Genomic DNA, 16,163 nt, shown 5'->3' on the forward strand with positions numbered 1-16,163 from the left:
TACACCCCAGTACCATTGCCGAGCGGATCGCCCGTCTGGATCATGAAATCTTTGATAACGCGGTGGAACGTAAGACCGTCGTAAAACTTGTCCTTGGCCAGGAAGACGAAGTTGTTTACAGTGATTGGCGCGTCTTTGGCAAACAGCTCAATCGTGATGTCTCCCATCGTGGTAGAGATTTTCGCCTGATAAGACTTGTTTTTGTCGATCTGCATGTCGGGAGCTTTCTCGTACTTTTTCTCGCCAGTAGGTCCTGGTGGCTGGGCTGGCTCTTTGGAATCAGGCTTTTCAGCTGGTGTAGTCGTCTGTGTGGGCTCTGTCGGAGCCGTTTCGTTGCTTGCACTGGAACAACCCGTAACCAAGGCGACTGCCATCAGACATGTGAGCAGGGTCATGAAATACTTCTTCATCTTTTGCACCTTCCTTTGTTCTTCCCTGTTGGGTAGTTCGGTTTCGAATTATAGCACAAATAGACTGGCAAATGCCAATCAGGTAGTCGGCCCAGCATCTGGCATGGTATGATGGTAGAAAAAGGGTGATCGATGTGAGCGAACGATTCGAAACGACTACGGTGCATATTGGACACAAGCCACTGAGTCGGGCAGCAAGCAAGTCTACTCCGATTTACCAAACTTCTGTTTTTGCCTTCGACAGCCTGGAGGAAGTCGAAAAATATTACGAGGGTGAAGGCGAATATTTGTACACGCGCGAGGGCAACCCGAATCAGGTCGAGCTTGCTTCCGCTGTTGCCCGTCTGGAGCAGGCGGAGGCGGGAGTCAGCGCCGCATCCGGCATGGGGGCGATCATGGCGGGCTTGCTATCGATTCTCTCCCCCGGCGATCATGTGCTCGCCTCTCACGAAATATACGGCGGCACTTACGCGTTGCTGCAAAAAGAACTGGCGCGTTTAGACATCGAGCTGGAGTGCATCGTGCTCGACTCCGGGACGAGCCTGGCAGATCACGTGCGGCCCACGACAAAATTGTTTTTTCTGGAAACGATCACCAATCCGCTGCTTACGGTAGTCGACCTGCCTTTCTGGATTCGCCAGGCAAAAGAGCTGGGGCTGTATGTCATGGTCGACAATACGTTTGCGACGCCATATCTCGTTCAGCCGATCACCTTTGGCGCGGACCTGGTCGTTCACAGCGGCACGAAATACATCGGCGGGCACAGCGACGTGACGTGCGGTGTTCTCGTCGGGAGCCGTCCGCTCATCGCACGCGCGACGGAAATCGTCGTCAACTATGGCGCTTCCCTCAGCCCGTTCGAGGCCTGGCTTGCGGCGCGCGGACTGAAGACGCTGGCAGTCCGAATGGAACGGCAATGTGACAATGCGAGCGAAGTGGCCCGTTTTTTGCAAAACCATCCTGCGATCAGCCGCGTCTACTACCCGAGCGAGGAGGCAACGGCGTTTTTCGCCAGACCGAAGCAAGGGGCGATGGTGTCATTTACGCTCAAGGATGAGCGCAAAATTTACGACTTTTACCGGGCGCTGGACTGGATCAAGTTCGTGCCGTCGCTGGCCGGAGTAGAGACGAGCGTGTCCCACCCGGTTACGACCTCGCATCGGGCTTTTTCCGAAGAACAGCGAAAAGCGGCAGGCATTACGATGGGACTGGTACGCATGTCTGTCGGGATCGAGGCAATTGACGACATCGTGAGCGAACTCGCCCGCGCTTTGGAAAATTAGTCAAAAAAAAGGAGTATACCCTTGTAACTTCTTTGAGGGCCGCCCGTATAACGTAGTAGGATGGGGCCGGGAGGATTGGCACTCCAATATCCCGGCTCAATAGCAACAAATTGAGAGAAACCGAGGAAACCACAATGGGAATGGCCATTAAGCGTTCCGCGCAACCATCGGACCCTGCGTCTGGAGACTATTACGAATCTCGTCCGTTTACAGAGCTGTACGACGAGTATTTTGATCGCGTGAACCGTTATTTGCGCTGCCGTGTCCAGAGTACGTGGGATGCCGATGATCTGACCACTGTGGTCTTTTTGAAAGCGCTGGAAAAATTCGATCAATATAGCAGAACAAGTCCGTTTGCTTCCTGGATATTCCGGATCGCACACAATACATATGTGGACTTTATGCGAAAAAACAGGGAGCTTCCCGTCGATCAGGAGGAATTTTTGGGAAGCGAGCCGGATGATACCTGGCAGCCGGAACGACAGGCGTTGACCAATGAGGAAATTCGTCTGCTTCGTGACCGGCTGGACTTGTTGTCGCAGGACCAGAAAGACGTCCTCATGCTTCGTTATTTTGCCGATCTGAAAATCAGTCAGGTCGCTGAAGTGCTTGGCAAGTCAGAATCTAGCATCAAAATGATCTCCTATCGGGGCTTACAAAAACTTCAGAAGATGTATGAAAGGGGGGACTCCGAATGAGCGAGAAGGAGAAATACCCCCAAGATCACACCGACGATCAGACTGTATCTCAACTCTTGACCCATTTGAAGCGAATGCGCCGTTCTGTCCCTGTCAATTATCAGTTGAAGGCTGATTTGAAAAAGCAGCTGCTGGAGCGAATGAAAGAACTGGAAGCACAAAAAGCGCAGGCTCCAACAGGGGGACAACCGCTGTGGAAATCACGCAAGCTGCTCTGGATCAGCTGTGCGGCGATGGTCGTCGCGCTGTCTGTCGGAGCTTTTCTGTGGTGGAGCGACGGTGCCGTGACGATAAACAGGCACGAGGTGCTTGCCTTGCCTGCCGAAGCATCCGTGGAGCAGGTGGATATTGACGGGGCAGCGACACAGATTGCCTACATTGCCCAGCAGTCGGAGCTCAGGACGATTCCGATTGATAGCGATACAAAGCCTGTCACTGTCAAATTGCCTCCGACAAACGGCAAGTACGTGGCTTTGGCCTGGTCCAATAAAGGGAATCAGATCGCGGTTGTCGAGCAGGCTGGACAGCTTTCCCGCCTGTGGATTGTCGAGATGCCAACGGCGTACAGCACGGGCAGCAGTCGCCTTTTAAAAGAAGAAGAAGGCGTTGCATACGGCTCCCCGAGCTGGTCACAGCATGACGATTCGATTGCCTATACCCGCTCGAAAGGCGGCAACGATGAAATCTGGGTCAGCAGCACCATCTCCTATCAGGAGTGGAAGCTGGCCGAGGGCTCGCAGCCTGAATGGTCGCCGGACGGACGCTTCCTGGCGTTTCGCAAGGCGGGAGCGGTGCAGGTCATGGAAATGCGAACGGGGCTGATCGCGATGCTGGGACAAGGGCAGTGGGCATCCTGGCGTTCAGAGCAGGAGCTGACCTACACGCAGCCGGACGGACAGCTCATGGAAGCCAACGTGGCAGACGAGCCTTTCGTGACAAAAGAGCTGCCACTGCGCAACCCGTATACAGCCGAGCTGATCCGCGGAAACTGGGCGGCAAACGGAAAGCAAATCCTGCTGGTCTTGCGTGAAAATCAGCCGCAGGAGCTGGTAATCTCACTGGCGTCACGATAACGAGCGGAGGAACAAGCATGAAATGGAAATGGGTGTTGGTCTTTGCCGTCGCCTGGTTCGGCTTTGGTTTTGCCGGACAGCCGGCGCAAGCGGAGAACAACATGAATATAGAAGTGAAATTGCCCATGGGAGGCATCAGCAAGTACGAATCATGGATGCGGCTTGAGGTGACGATCACGAGCGAAGAAAACGATGTTGCGGGCTATGTGGAGCTGTCGCGCAGGGCACTGCCGAAAAATTTGCGGCAAGCGAACATGCGCCAGCCGGTCAAGCTGGAAAAAGGCAAGAGCACGACCCTGTTTTTTGACTTGCCGATGCAAATGCTCGTCCATGACTGGTACATTCACGTCACGCAAAACGGACAGGTTTTAAAGTCCGAAAAGCTGCGCATCCCTTTCCCGAAAGACGGGCAGACAATCGGTGTCGTGGATGAGGGCGGAAACACGTTTCACTTTCTCGCCGTGAACACCTCGCAATCGAAAATGAATCAACCGATTTCTGTGCATAACCTGACCCCGGACATGCTCCCGGACAAATCGTGGCTGTACGACAGTCTCGACGTGCTGGCGATCAGCAGCAAGCAGGGGGCGTTGATTGACGACGCGCAGCTTGCCGCGATCAAGGAATGGATCAAGCTCGGCGGTGTCGTCATCTTGTCGGCGGGGCCGGATCAGGATGCACTGGTGCAAAGGTTCAGGGACATTTTGCCAATCCAGACGGGGCAAAAAGGGAGCGTGCCGCTCGCGGAAGCACTGCGCGATTATGCGGGCGGCAAGCCAGCCCTTCCCGGCGACCTGGGAGTGTACAACCGGAACCTGCCGCTATATGTAGCGAAGCAAAGCGGCAACGGCCTTTTTTTGTTCGTCAACTACGATGTGACAGCCGAGCCTTTGGCTTCCTGGCAGTACAACCCGCTGCTGTGGCAAAACGTCATGGCCCAGCAAGGCGTGACGACTGTTTTGGAAAACAAGCGCCATTACGACCCGCTGTCGCGCTCTTTTTTGGAGCTGAGCAAAAAAATTCCCGACGTGCAAACTCCGCCCCCTGTCTGGATGGTGGTCATGTGGGGCAGCTACGTGCTTCTGGTGGCGCCGCTTGCCTATTTGGTGCTGAAAAAAGTCGGCAGGCGGGAATGGGCGTGGGGCATCATTCCGGGGGCCGCGATTCTGATGGCTGTTGGCATTTTTGCCATCGGAAAGCCGCTGGTGGTGAAGACGAATGCCAGCTACAGCATTTCGGAAATCAGTATTTTGGATGAAAAATTGGCCAAGGCCCGAACGGCGTCCACCTTTTTGGCTGTCGACAAGGACGGGTATGACGTGATCGTCGAGCCATCCATTGTCGCTGTCCCTTTGTCGCAGGGACGAAGCGACTACGAACCGGAAGGACTGACAGACGGGTCACGCCTGTTGTCTTACCGGAATCTGCCGTACCTGACTCCGAGACAGGCCCTCGGCTTTGGCGTGCTGCAAAATATCGGCGCATTTGACGTGGATGTTCGTGTCGAAGAGAACCGACTGGTCGGCAAAGTGAAAAACAATACGGTCTACTCCTATGAGCAGACATTCATCGAAGTCGGCTTGCAGCGCATTTCGCTCGGAGCGCTGAAAAAAGGGGAAGAAAAGCAGATCGACAGTGTACTCGAATGGCTGTTTATGCCGCGGAATCTGGAGCAGGATTCGCCGGATTCGCCGGAAGAACGGCGCAAGCAATTGCAGGAGGGCGTCATTGGATATGCACAGGGTGGACAGGTACGGCTGATCGGGATTACGACAGAGCCTGTTCCGCTGATGAAAATGCAGGAGCCGCATCAGGCTCATTACTGGAATGTCGTCAACCAGAACGTACAGCTCCAGCCGCAAGCGGACGGAAAGGTGATCCTCCCCTATGGATTGCTGAATGCGGTGCTGTCAGAAGCGAGCGGAGACTATGAAACGAACACAGGCTACCTCTGGCAGCTCGGAAAAGGCAGCATTACGTTCGAATTGGAGACAGACGCGACGAACCTGGAGTTGAAGCGGTTGCTCGTTCCGCTTGACCACAGCTCGTACCGCCCTTTCCACATCGAATACTTCCACCAGAAGAGCGGGAAGTGGCGGACAGTGGAGCGCGGAACAAAGCTGGTGCTGGCGCAAGAGCTTCACGATGCCTTGACAGCCAACCGCACGTTGTTGCTGCGTTTTACCAACAGCACAGCTACGCGCCTGACGCTGCCGACGCCGTTTTTCCAGATGGAAGGGGTGAGAAAATGGTAATTGAAACCGTGCATCTGGGGAAGCGCTACGGCACCCTGCAAGCTTTGTCTGACTTGAACCTGTCGATTGCGCCGGGAAAAGTGTTCGGCTTCATTGGGCCAAACGGCGCTGGAAAATCGACGACGATGCTGATTTTGTCCACTTTGCTTGAGCAAAGCGAAGGCGAGGCGTACGTCTGCGGCTATAACGTTCGCAAAGACCCGGCCAGCGTACGCCAGTCGATCGGCTACATGCCCGACTTTTTTGGGGTGTACGATAATCTGACGGCGGTAGAATACCTGGAGTTTTACGCGGGCGCCTACAAAATTCCGGCAGGCAAAAGACGGGCGCTCGTAGCCGATTTGCTGGAACTGGTGAACCTGGCGCACAAAGCGGATGCGTTTGTCGATTCCTTGTCGCGAGGGATGCAGCAGCGGCTGGGGCTGGCGCGATGCCTTGTCCATGATCCGGCAGTGCTGATTCTGGACGAGCCGGCGTCTGGCTTGGACCCGCGAGCGCGGATCGAACTGCGGGAGATTATCAAGCAGCTGAGGGAAATGGGCAAAACGATTCTCATCAGCTCGCACATTTTGCCTGAGCTGGCCGAACTGTGCGATGAGATCGGGGTGATCGAGCGCGGGAAATTGATCGCGTGCGGCTCTGTCCACGAAGTGAGCAGCAAAGAGACAGGCGGGAGCGTCATGCAGCTTCGGGCGCTGCGCAACCTCGACAAAGCGGCGCTGCTTTTGGAAAGCTCGCCGCATGTGAACCAGCTGGAGGAATACATGGGCGGCTTCCGCTTTCATTTTCAGGGCAGCGAGCAGGAAAAGGCCGATCTTTTGCAGGAGCTGATCGACGAGCGGGTGGCAGTCGTCTACTACGGTGACACGAAGAAAAATTTGGAGGATGTTTTCATGGCGATTACGGAAGGAGTCGGTATGGAGTGAACGGCTTCCTTTTCAATCCGATCCTCGTAAAAGAATTGCGCGAACGGTTTCGCTCCCGGAAAACGGTGTGCATTCTGGCGGTTTACCTGCTAGTCATGGGCGGGATTCCGCTTGGCTTTTTGCTGACCGACACCTTGCGGGCAGAAGCGTTGGGCGAAAACCGCAACCTGTTCCTCATTTCTGCGGCGATTCACTATGCGATGGTCTGCTTCGTCGCGCCTGCCCTGACAGCAGGGGCAATCAGCGGCGAGCGCGAACGGCAGACGCTCCACATCCTGCTGACAACGCAGCTGTCGCCAACGACGATTGTCTGGAGCAAACTGATTACGTCGCTGGCCTTTTCCACACTTTTGCTCGTTGCCTCCATGCCGCTGTACAGTATTGTCATGCTGTACGGAAGCGTGTCTCCCGAGCAGATGGGGCAGTTGATCCTGTTTCTTTTCGTCAATATTTTCTTTTTGGGCTCACTTGGGCTGTTTTGCTCCACCTGGATCAAGCGTACCTCGATCAGCACGATTACTTCTTACGGAATCGCGTTCTTTTTTGTCGTTGGAACGGGGCTGTTGTTTTTCTTCATAGGCGAGTGGCTGCAGCAAAGCTACCCGGACCTGTACCCGAATCAGGGCGTCTGGAATTTGCCGGAGTTGCAGGTGCTGGCGGGGATGAATCCGGTTATCGTCCTGTTTGGCATACTAGGTGAGACGCTGGAACTTTGCGAGCAGCACGCTTTTTCGCCGTGGCTGTTTTTTTCCTGCTTTTACGTCGTGCTGGCGTTGCTCTTGATGGTATGGAGCGCGTATTTGCTCAAACCGATCCGGCGAAGATGGTGGAGTTGGAAGAAATGGTTTGTTCGTGTAAAATAAACAGTGTGTGTCGAAAAGGGAGGTCTTTTTGTGAGCCAACGGGAAGAAGTGCAAGTGATTGATTTTGAAGAAATGCTCAGATCGATCGAGAGTCGTCTCGCTTCTGCGGGCATGTACGTGAAGCGCGAGGCGATCATTGCGATTCTGCAAGCAGAGGAAGCGTTTTTGCTGGAAAAAGGCGTGCTTCAAGAGTATAGCGAGTAATGCCATTCGCCTGTTTGCTTCTGCCGGAAAAAAACAGTATGATGGTGTAGAGAACCAATATCAGCATAAGGACGTGAACGCATTGACAGAAGATAACAAAGACCTCGAATTGGGCGATATTATTACGCTGGATGATGAAAACGGTGAGCCGTTGGGTGATTTTGAAGTCGTGGCGATGTTCGACCTGAACGGGAAAGAATACGTTGCTCTGACAGAAGCGCTCGAAGACGAGGATGCCGAAGAAGAGCTGGATGAAGAAGTAGACATCTTCGTATTCCAGGTCGATGGCGGTGAAATGGTTCCACTGGAAGAAGACGAGGAAGACGCTGTATACGCAAAGCTGAACGAGGTTCTGGAAGGCATTGAACTGATCGACAAAGGCGAATAATCGGGTTGCCGCGCAGCTGCGGGATGCTCGTAAGCGTACGAAAGCCACTGCTTGGTTTAACAAAAACCGGGCAGCGGCTTTTTTGATGGGCCGATCAGTCATTCATTTTGATAATGTTGTCCTTCAAGTCGCGGACGACCAAAAGGCAGGTGTAGTCCGTTTCTTGCAGCTCCCTGACCAGTGCAGAGCTTTCATCCTTGGTCAGGCCGAGCTTTTCCAGACGGGTGCGCAGTTCCTCGCCGCCGTTGTCGAAGAAATGGGCCTTGCTGTCGATGTCACCTACAGCACTTTCAAAATGCGTGCTGTATTTATAAAAATTGTCACGTTGATTCGAGTGGTTTTTATCGGGATTCCACTTCAATACCCATATGTCATCCTTATGATACCCGGACGAGTTCAACGCCTGAATGTCCGAAACCAGCTCCTGGTCGTACCGATGAAACTTGACAAACGGCTTGGTCGCACTAATCAAAGTTATTCCCTCCTAGTCGCCTCAGGAATCGATGCCCTAATAGGTTGCCCGCTCTGGCGGCATAGATGAATGGAAATAGTTGCGTCCCGTGCAGTCAAAAATTCCTTATGGCGGGCAGGGATTTTCCGACACAAGCAAGAAATTAAGTAGGGAGCGGCAGGCGAGACTGATCCGCTTTGACCTTGCTTCCCTGAAAAATGCTACACGATTGCTGAACCGTCATCTGCCTGGGCTATGTGGTTTTGCCTGACGCCAGTGGAACGAGGAATATTGTGCAGGATCGGCCATCTCGCTTCGGGCGGGGTGTTTTTTTTGCCCCATTTTGTGACTGGCGTTGAATACTATGGGAAGCATACGGTACAATAGCGATTAAGTGTTCGCTTTTTTTGTGAAATATTCCCTTTCGCACGGAATGGATGTTTTTCAAAGAGCAAGGCGATGACCTGTGCGTTTACCAAAACGAAGGGATGTTTTGGACGCTTTTTCGAAAAGTAGAGGGGAGAGCGCGATTGAAGGAAACAGATACACTACATACCATGACCTATACCGAGGAAGATATCCAGGTACTGGAGGGCCTGATTGCTGTCCGCAAGCGCCCCGGAATGTACATCGGCTCGACCGGAAGCAGAGGTTTGCACCATCTCCTGTGGGAAATCGTTGACAACGCCAAGGACGAGGCGTTGGCTGGCGCGAATGATACGATCATCGTCACGCTGTACAAAGATGGCAGCGTCAGCGTCGAGGACCACGGTCGGGGGATTCCGACAGGCATGCATAAAACGGGACGGCCCGTTCCCGAAGTCATCTTTACAACTCTCCACGCCGGAGGGAAATTCGGCGGCGGTGGCTATAAAAAAAGCGGCGGCTTGCACGGCGTAGGCTCCAGCGTCGTCGTGGCCCTGTCCAAATGGCTGGAAGTGGAGATTCACCGGGATGGCAAAATCCACAAGCAGCGTTTTGCCTACGTCGTCGACGAAAAAGGCATCGAGCACGTTGGCAAGCCGGTCACAGGACTCGAAGTGACAGGAACGACCAAAAGGACGGGTACGACTGTGCGCTTTTTGCCGGACGAAGCGGTCTTTGGCAACGCGCGCTTTGACTACGAAACGATTCGCGACCGTTTCCGGGAAACAGCGTTTTTGCTCAAAAAGCTGCGCATGGTGCTGATCGACGAGCGCGGTCCGGAGAAGAAGCAGGAAGAATTTTACTTCGAAGACGGGCTGAAGTCGTACGTCTCCTATTTGAATGAGGGCAAAAACACACTGCACCCGATCGTCTATTTCGAAGGGGAAAAGGACAACGTCTACGTCGAGCTGGCTTTTCAATACAATGACGGCTATACGGAGACGCTCGTGTCGTACGTCAACTCGATTGTGACGACAGATGGCGGTACACATGTAACCGGCTTCCGCAACGGAACGACCCGGATTTTCAACGAGTTTGCGCGGAAAAAAGGGTATTTGAAGGAAAAAGACCCCAACTTGACAGGAAATGACTTGCGCGAAGGTTTCCTTGGTGTGCTGTCCTTGCAAATGGCGGATGTCCAGTTCGAGTCGCAAACCAAGGACAAGCTGGGGAACGAAGAAGCGCGGACCATCGTCGAGCAAATCGTCTCCGAGAAGCTGGGCTTCTTCCTGGAGGAAAATCCGGAAATCGGCAAGCTTTTGATCGACAAGGCGTTGCGCTCTGCGGAAATTCGCGAGGAACTGCGCAAGCAGCGGGAAGCGCTTCGCGGAGACAAAAAAGGCAAGGCGGCGAAAAAACGCAAATCGATCTCGGAAAAATTTACGCCGCCGCAATATCGCGATTCCAAACGCAACGAGCTGTTCCTCGTCGAGGGGGACTCTGCGGGTGGCTCTGCGAAGCAGGCGCGCAACTCCGAGTTCCAGGCGCTGTTTTCGCTGCGGGGAAAACCGTTGAATACGGAAAAGGCCAAGCTGTCGGAAGTGTTGGCGAACGAGGAGTTCCGCACGATTCTGGAAGTGCTGGAGACGGACATCGGGGAAGACTTCGATATTGAAAACTGTGCGTTTGACAAAGTCATCATCATGTCCGATGCGGACGTGGACGGCTCGCACATCCAGACGCTTTTGCTTACGTTTTTCTTCCGCTACATGCGCCCGATGATCGCAGCCGGGCATCTGTACATTGCCCAGCCGCCTTTGTACCAGGTGAAAAAAATGGTAAAGGGCAAGCAGACGGAGTCGATCTACTGCTGGAGCGACCAGGAGCTGGAGCAGGCGTTAAAACGGGTTGGACGCGGCGCAGAGGTACAGCGCTACAAAGGTCTGGGTGAGATGAACGCCGATCAGCTGTGGGAGACCACCATGAACCCGGAGACGCGCAAACTCATTCGAGTCGAGCTGGAAGACCTCGCTCACTGTGAAAAGCTCGTGACGGTCTTGATGGGGGACAAAGTGCCTCCGCGTCGCGAGTGGATCGAGAACCACGTTACTTTTGAAGTGGGAGAGGATGAATAAGCATGTTGTCCAATCAGATCATTAACCAGAGCTTCGCGGAAATCATGGGGAAGCGGTTCGGGGACTACGCCAATCTGGTTATCCTCTCCCGTGCGATCCCGGACGCCCGCGATGGCTTAAAGCCGGTGCAGCGCCGCATTTTGTACGCGATGTACCAGGAAGGCAATACGCACGACAAACCGTACCGCAAATCGGCGAAAACAGTCGGTTACGTGATGGGTACGTACCATCCGCACGGCGACTCGGCGATTTACGAGACGATGGTGCGCATGGCGCAATGGTGGAAAATGCGCCAGGTGCTCATTCAGGGCCACGGCAACTTCGGAAGCCTGGATGCCGACCCGCCAGCGGCGATGCGTTATACGGAGTCCAGACTGTCCGCGCTCGCCAACGAGCTTTTGCGCGATATTGAAAAAGACACCGTCGTGTTCATCCCGAACTACGACAACTCGGCCCAGCAGCCGGCCGTTTTGCCGTCGCGTTTTCCAAACCTGCTGGTAAACGGCGCGTCCGGGATTGCCGTCGGTTTCGCCACCGATATTCCTACGCACAATCTGGGGGAAGTCATTGACGCGACGATCGCGCAGATGAAAAATCCGGACATCTCGCTCGACGAGCTGATGAAGTACGTCAAAGGCCCGGACTTTCCGACCGGGGGCATCGTCCAGGGGGTGTCGGGGATTCGCAAGGCGTTTGAGACAGGCCGCGGCCAGTTCATCATTCGCGCGAAGACCCACATGGAAGAGCCGAAGGGCGGGAAAGTGAAAAAGATCGTCATTTCGGAAATTCCTTACGAAGTGGTCAAGTCCAAGCTGGTCGCGCAAATGGACGAGCTGGTCATGGACCGCAAAATCGAAGGCGCGCTGGCCGTCCGCGACGAGACAGGCCGCAAGGAAGCGGAAATGAACAAGGTCCGCATCGTCATCGACATTCGCAAGGAAGCCGATGAACGGGCGATTCTGAATTACCTGTACAAAAACACCGACCTGCAAATTTACTACAACTACAACATGAACGTGATCCACGAGGGAACCATCCGCCAGATGGGGCTCAAAGGATTGCTCGGCGCGTATATCGACCACCAGAAGGAAGTCGTGACGAATCGTTGCCAGTACGATCTGGAGCGCAAGAGCAAACGCAAGCGTATCGTGGAGGGGCTGATTCGCGCCAAATCGATTTTGCGTGAAATCGTCGACACGATCATGGATTCCGAAGACCGGGCCGATGCCAAGAAAAACATTATTGAGAAATACGGCTTTACAGACGAACAGGCTGAAGCGATTTTAAGCATTCAGCTCGCCTCCCTGACCCGTCTTGATATTATCAAGCTGGAAAAGGAGCTTTCCACCCTGACAAAAGAAATCGGGGAGCTCGAAGCGATTCTTGCCAGCGAGAAAAAGCTGATCCAGGTCATCACAAGCGAGCTGAACGAGATCAAGAAAAAGTACGCCGAAGCGCGGCTGACAGAAATTCAGGGAGAAATTGAGGAAATCAAGATCGATATTGCGATGCAAATCAATGCAGAAGATTGCATCGTTACCCTGACCAACGAAGGATACATCAAACGGACGAGTCCGCGCTCCTTCCGATCGGCGGGCGGGACTCTGGAGACGTGCGGAGTCAAGGACGGCGACAAGGTTCGCTACTTCGTGGAAACCAATACGTCCCATACGGCGCTCTTTTTCACGCAGGACGGGAAATATTTCGCCACCCTCGTCAATTCGTTCCCGGACGACAAGTGGAAAGACATCGGCTCCGCGCTGGTCAACATTATCCCGCTGGAAAAAAATCAGCGCATCGTCGGCTTTACAATCGTGGAGAACTTCAAACAGCCGTTGTTTGTTTACCACATCAGCAAAAACGGCCTGATAAAAAAGACGGCGCTGTCCGAGTACGAGACCAACCGTTCGAGTGCACTGGTGGCGGCCAAGCTGAAATCAGAAGATGATGAATTTGTCCATGTGTTTGTGGCAGGCGAGTCAGGCGGCATTTTGGGCGCGACCCGAGAAGGCATGGGCATTCGCTTCCCGAAAGCAGAAGTCAGCCCGACCGGCCGCGCTTCCAGCGGCGTCAAGGCGATTACGCTTGCGCCAGGTGATTCTGTCGTCACCATGCTGCCGATTGAAGAAGAGGACAGCCGAGTCTTTACCCTGTTGACGGTTGAAGGTGTGGTCAAACGGACCGCGATAGCAGCCATTCCGCTGCAAGGCCGGGCCGGAAAAGGCGTCCAGCTGATTCGCAAGCGCAAAAACAACCCGCACCAGCTTGCGGCAATGTTCATCGACGAGAACGTGTACGCGTGGACGGCGCAAAACGAATGGATGCTGGTCGACACGAGCCAGATCAACGTCAACGAACAGGGCGGAATTGGCCGCAGCCTCGTAGAAGGCGGCGTCAAATCCGTTGTGTTCGAAACCGTTTTGCCGACAGAAGAAGCAAAAGAAGAAGCAGCAAAAGGCTCTGGAGAGGGCGAATCCGCGAGAGCGCAACAAAAGGGGACAGCAGAGCCTCTTACTTTGTTCGATCTCGAACCTGGCGAAGAGAAGGAATGATGGAAAATGGCAACTCCGTTTGAAGCTTTTGTATCACCGTTGAGCTGGCAGCAGGTGTCGCTTTTGCTCGATACCGTTGAGTATTTTGAAGACGCGCCCAAGCTGCTCTCGCTTCCGCAGGAGGAAGGTCCGAGCGTCGCGGTTCCGGTAACAGCAGACACGCTGAAAAAAATGCTGGCGTGTCTGGATGAGAACGATGCTTTCCAGCGCAAGCCATTTGCGCTGCGCTGGGAAGGCGGCGAGGATGGAGACAGCGGCCACCTCATCGTGGAACTGCCGAATGACGAAACCGTGAGACAGCCTGCCGTCCTGTCGGCATTTTCCCCTGTCTAGGCAGGCAATATCCTGCCAAATGGCACAAAAAAACGCTTTGGCTGATGCCCAGGCACTTGTACGCTCTCTGTACGGGTGGCTGGCTGTGCCAAAGCGTTTTTTTTGCGTTCTGGACAAGCTGATGTGGATTCGCATCGAGCGAAGTTTTCGAACAGAGGTAATATCTGTATAATAAGAATATTGGGAAATCCATTATCAAAAAAGCTGGACAACCTGTGGCTTCACCCTTGCATCTGCCAAAAGTCGGACAGGAACCAGGAAAAGGAGAGAGGATACAGTGACACTGAAAGTTGGCATTATCGGTTGCGGTTCTATCGCTACTCATCGTCATGCACCTGAGTACAGCAGCAATCCTTACACACAAATTCACCTCGTCTACGATCCGAATCCCGACCGCGCGCAAAAACTGGCGGACCAGTACGGCGGACAAGTAGCGGAAAGCTGGGAGGAAGTCGTCCATCATCCGGACATCACAGCCATCAGCGACTGCTCGACAAACGAGATGCACCACATCATCACCACGCAGGCGCTGCTCGCGGGCAAGCATGTGTTGTGCGAAAAGCCGATGGCGACGACCATCGAGGGGGCAGAGACGATTCTCGCGGCGGCACGCACTTCGGGGAAAATCTTGATGATCGACCACAACCAGCGTCTCGTACCCGCCCATCAAAAGGCGCGGCAGCTGATTGAGGCAGGCGAGCTGGGGAAAATTCTGTCGTTCAAGACGAACTTCGGGCATAAAGGTCCGGAGTATTGGAGCGCCAATCGGACAAAAGGCACGTGGTTTTTCAAAAAATCGCGCTCGGCGCTCGGAGTGGCAGGCGATTTGGGCATTCACAAGGTGGATCTGCTGCGCTATTTGCTGCAGGACGAGATCGTGCAGGTCAGCGCATTTGCAGACGTCCTGGACAAAAAAGACGAGCACGGCCAGCCCATCGAGGTGTGCGACCACATGGTATGTCTTTTGAAAACAAGGTCGGGCGCAGTCGGGACGGCGTCCTTTAGCTGGAGCTACTACGGCGATGAGGACAACAGCACCATTTTGTACGGCGAGCGCGGTATCATGAAAATATTTGCCGACCCGCAAAAAGACATCGAGATTGTGAACGCTGGCGGCGAGCGAGTAGTATACAAGATCGGCGCGATGCAGACGAATGACGCGCAGACGAAAAGTGGCGTCATTGATGCGTTTGTCGAGGCGATTCGCACCGGAACGGCTCCGGCTGTGACCGGAGAAGACGGGCTTCAGGCGCTGCGCATTATCGAAGCGGCGATGGAGTCTGCTGCGACAGGCAAACGCGTCGAGCTTTTTGTCTGACGGCAGCATGACGGAAGAAAGCGTTGGTCACACTAAAAGGGGAGGTGTGACCACTGTGGAAGGAAACATTCACGTCAACGGCAAGGACTACCAGTGCGAATGCACGTACGATGGCGATTCGCAGTACAACGTACAGGTGCGTAAAGGCAAAAAGGTGGTTGCGAACTACAAAATCTCGGCAGGCTCGGAAGGCGAAGTGCTGGAGTCTGCGCGCGCCCATTTTGCCGCAGATGTGGAACTGGGAAATGTACAAGGGTAACACGCAAGCAAAGACCGCAGCGCAGGCAAGCAGGGCTGCGGTTTTTTTGCTTGCCACATGTCTTTTGCCATGTTACAGTAAAAAATGTTTCCGAGGAAACAAAAAGTCGGTAAAGGAGCTGACTTCTGAATTGGATCAGAAAGCAAAAGTCTGGAATCAGTGTCTCGCACTACTCCATAAACAGGAGGAACAGAGCAAACGCCGCGAAGCATTGCTGCTGCGCCAGATCCAGGACAGCATTCCCGACTCCCAGCAGCTGGGTAGCCTCTCGGTTACGGAGTTGCACGTTATTTCCGTGATTGGCAAAAATACCAGGATGAACGTAACGACGATTGCGCAAAACATCGGGGTCACGAAAAGCGCGATTTCAAAAATTACGGTAAAGCTGCTTAAAAAAGGGCTGCTGGAGCGCTTCCAACTGGAAGACAACCAAAAAGAAGTTTTTTTCCGGCTGACCAAGGTGGGCGAACTGGTGAACAGTATTCACGATAGCTTCCACGCCCAGTTGGAGAAAAAAATGTACCGTTTTTTGGACAACTTCAGCGAAGCGGAGCTGACGTGTATCGCCCGATTTATTGGCGAGGCGACAAAAGAGCTGGAAAAGAACTGGACTGAGACGTGATGGGAGATGGAACAGATTCTCCCTGAC

At 53.9% G+C, this 16,163-nt stretch carries 16 protein-coding genes; 14 read left to right on the top strand and 2 right to left on the bottom strand.

Annotation, left to right across the window (positions count from 1 at the left end):
* The coding region (locus tag EDM57_RS18835; protein WP_211338272.1) for a peptidylprolyl isomerase at window positions 1–410 on the bottom strand (410 nt) is incomplete at its 3' end.
* Window positions 411–544: 134 nt separating this feature from the next.
* Between EDM57_RS18835 and EDM57_RS18840 the strand changes: the two genes are divergently transcribed.
* The 8 genes from EDM57_RS18840 (at window position 545) to EDM57_RS18870 (ending at window position 8,100) form a co-directional block, all read left to right on the top strand.
* Window positions 545–1,693, top strand: coding sequence for a trans-sulfuration enzyme family protein (locus EDM57_RS18840; RefSeq protein WP_211338273.1), 1,149 nt, complete (start codon window positions 545–547; stop codon window positions 1,691–1,693).
* Window positions 1,694–1,827: 134 nt separating this feature from the next.
* On the top strand, window positions 1,828–2,391 hold the full coding sequence (locus EDM57_RS18845) for an RNA polymerase sigma factor (protein ID WP_122906240.1): 564 nt from the start codon (window positions 1,828–1,830) through the stop codon (window positions 2,389–2,391).
* Window positions 2,388–3,464: a TolB family protein gene (locus EDM57_RS18850; RefSeq protein WP_122906241.1), complete on the top strand. Its 1,077-nt coding sequence runs from the start codon at window positions 2,388–2,390 to the stop codon at window positions 3,462–3,464. The genes EDM57_RS18845 and EDM57_RS18850 overlap by 4 nt, the downstream gene beginning before the upstream one ends.
* Window positions 3,465–3,481: 17 nt before the next feature.
* The gene (locus tag EDM57_RS18855) at window positions 3,482–5,719 is read left to right on the top strand and encodes an acetyl-CoA carboxylase biotin carboxylase subunit family protein (RefSeq protein ID WP_122906242.1); all 2,238 of its coding nucleotides are present in this window, start codon (window positions 3,482–3,484) and stop codon (window positions 5,717–5,719) included.
* Complete coding sequence (locus EDM57_RS18860) at window positions 5,713–6,645, top strand: ABC transporter ATP-binding protein (RefSeq protein WP_122906243.1); 933 nt, start codon at window positions 5,713–5,715, stop codon at window positions 6,643–6,645. Before EDM57_RS18855 ends, EDM57_RS18860 begins: the two co-directional genes overlap by 7 nt.
* The gene (locus EDM57_RS18865) at window positions 6,642–7,508 is read left to right on the top strand and encodes an ABC transporter permease (protein WP_122906244.1); all 867 of its coding nucleotides are present in this window, start codon (window positions 6,642–6,644) and stop codon (window positions 7,506–7,508) included. Before EDM57_RS18860 ends, EDM57_RS18865 begins: the two co-directional genes overlap by 4 nt.
* 30 nt (window positions 7,509–7,538) lie before the next feature.
* Complete coding sequence (locus tag EDM57_RS23445; RefSeq protein ID WP_170163475.1) at window positions 7,539–7,712, top strand: hypothetical protein; 174 nt, start codon at window positions 7,539–7,541, stop codon at window positions 7,710–7,712.
* Window positions 7,713–7,794: 82 nt separating this feature from the next.
* Window positions 7,795–8,100 carry a DUF1292 domain-containing protein gene (locus EDM57_RS18870; protein ID WP_122906245.1) on the top strand — a complete coding sequence of 102 codons (306 nt, stop codon included), beginning with the start codon at window positions 7,795–7,797 and terminating at the stop codon, window positions 8,098–8,100.
* Window positions 8,101–8,194: 94 nt separating this feature from the next.
* Here EDM57_RS18870 and EDM57_RS18875 read toward each other — a convergent pair whose 3' ends face one another.
* Window positions 8,195–8,572: a YflT domain-containing protein gene (locus EDM57_RS18875; RefSeq protein WP_122906246.1), complete on the bottom strand. Its 378-nt coding sequence runs from the start codon at window positions 8,570–8,572 to the stop codon at window positions 8,195–8,197.
* A 536-nt stretch (window positions 8,573–9,108) separates the two neighbouring features.
* Here EDM57_RS18875 and EDM57_RS18880 point away from each other — a divergent pair.
* From EDM57_RS18880 to EDM57_RS18905, 6 genes are all read left to right on the top strand, one after another.
* Window positions 9,109–11,052: a DNA gyrase/topoisomerase IV subunit B gene (locus EDM57_RS18880; protein WP_211338276.1), complete on the top strand. Its 1,944-nt coding sequence runs from the start codon at window positions 9,109–9,111 to the stop codon at window positions 11,050–11,052.
* Between the two features lie 2 nt (window positions 11,053–11,054).
* Window positions 11,055–13,604, top strand: coding sequence for a DNA topoisomerase IV subunit A (parC, locus tag EDM57_RS18885; protein ID WP_122906248.1), 2,550 nt, complete (start codon window positions 11,055–11,057; stop codon window positions 13,602–13,604).
* A gap of 6 nt (window positions 13,605–13,610) precedes the next feature.
* Complete coding sequence (locus tag EDM57_RS18890) at window positions 13,611–13,937, top strand: hypothetical protein (RefSeq protein WP_122906249.1); 327 nt, start codon at window positions 13,611–13,613, stop codon at window positions 13,935–13,937.
* 277 nt (window positions 13,938–14,214) lie between these two features.
* Window positions 14,215–15,255 (top strand): Gfo/Idh/MocA family protein, encoded by a 1,041-nt coding sequence (locus tag EDM57_RS18895; protein WP_122906250.1) that lies wholly within the window; start codon window positions 14,215–14,217, stop codon window positions 15,253–15,255.
* 46 nt (window positions 15,256–15,301) lie between these two features.
* A complete protein-coding gene (locus tag EDM57_RS18900) occupies window positions 15,302–15,514 on the top strand; it encodes a hypothetical protein (protein ID WP_122906251.1) in 213 nt (70 codons plus the stop codon).
* Between the two features lie 130 nt (window positions 15,515–15,644).
* Window positions 15,645–16,136 carry a MarR family transcriptional regulator gene (locus EDM57_RS18905; RefSeq protein WP_122906334.1) on the top strand — a complete coding sequence of 164 codons (492 nt, stop codon included), beginning with the start codon at window positions 15,645–15,647 and terminating at the stop codon, window positions 16,134–16,136.
* Window positions 16,137–16,163 lie beyond the last annotated feature (27 nt).

It is taken from the genome of Brevibacillus gelatini (genome assembly GCF_003710935.1).
GTDB lineage: Bacteria > Bacillota > Bacilli > Brevibacillales > Brevibacillaceae > Brevibacillus > Brevibacillus gelatini.

Coding starts and splice junctions, on each gene's coding strand:
- EDM57_RS18845 (WP_122906240.1), top strand. CDS start 1,828: ATGGGAATGGCCATTAAGCGTTCCGCGCAACCATCGGACCCTGCGTCT.
- EDM57_RS18850 (WP_122906241.1), top strand. CDS start 2,388: ATGAGCGAGAAGGAGAAATACCCCCAAGATCACACCGACGATCAGACT.
- EDM57_RS18855 (WP_122906242.1), top strand. CDS start 3,482: ATGAAATGGAAATGGGTGTTGGTCTTTGCCGTCGCCTGGTTCGGCTTT.
- EDM57_RS18860 (WP_122906243.1), top strand. CDS start 5,713: ATGGTAATTGAAACCGTGCATCTGGGGAAGCGCTACGGCACCCTGCAA.
- EDM57_RS18880 (WP_211338276.1), top strand. CDS start 9,109: ATGACCTATACCGAGGAAGATATCCAGGTACTGGAGGGCCTGATTGCT.
- parC (WP_122906248.1), top strand. CDS start 11,055: ATGTTGTCCAATCAGATCATTAACCAGAGCTTCGCGGAAATCATGGGG.
- EDM57_RS18890 (WP_122906249.1), top strand. CDS start 13,611: ATGGCAACTCCGTTTGAAGCTTTTGTATCACCGTTGAGCTGGCAGCAG.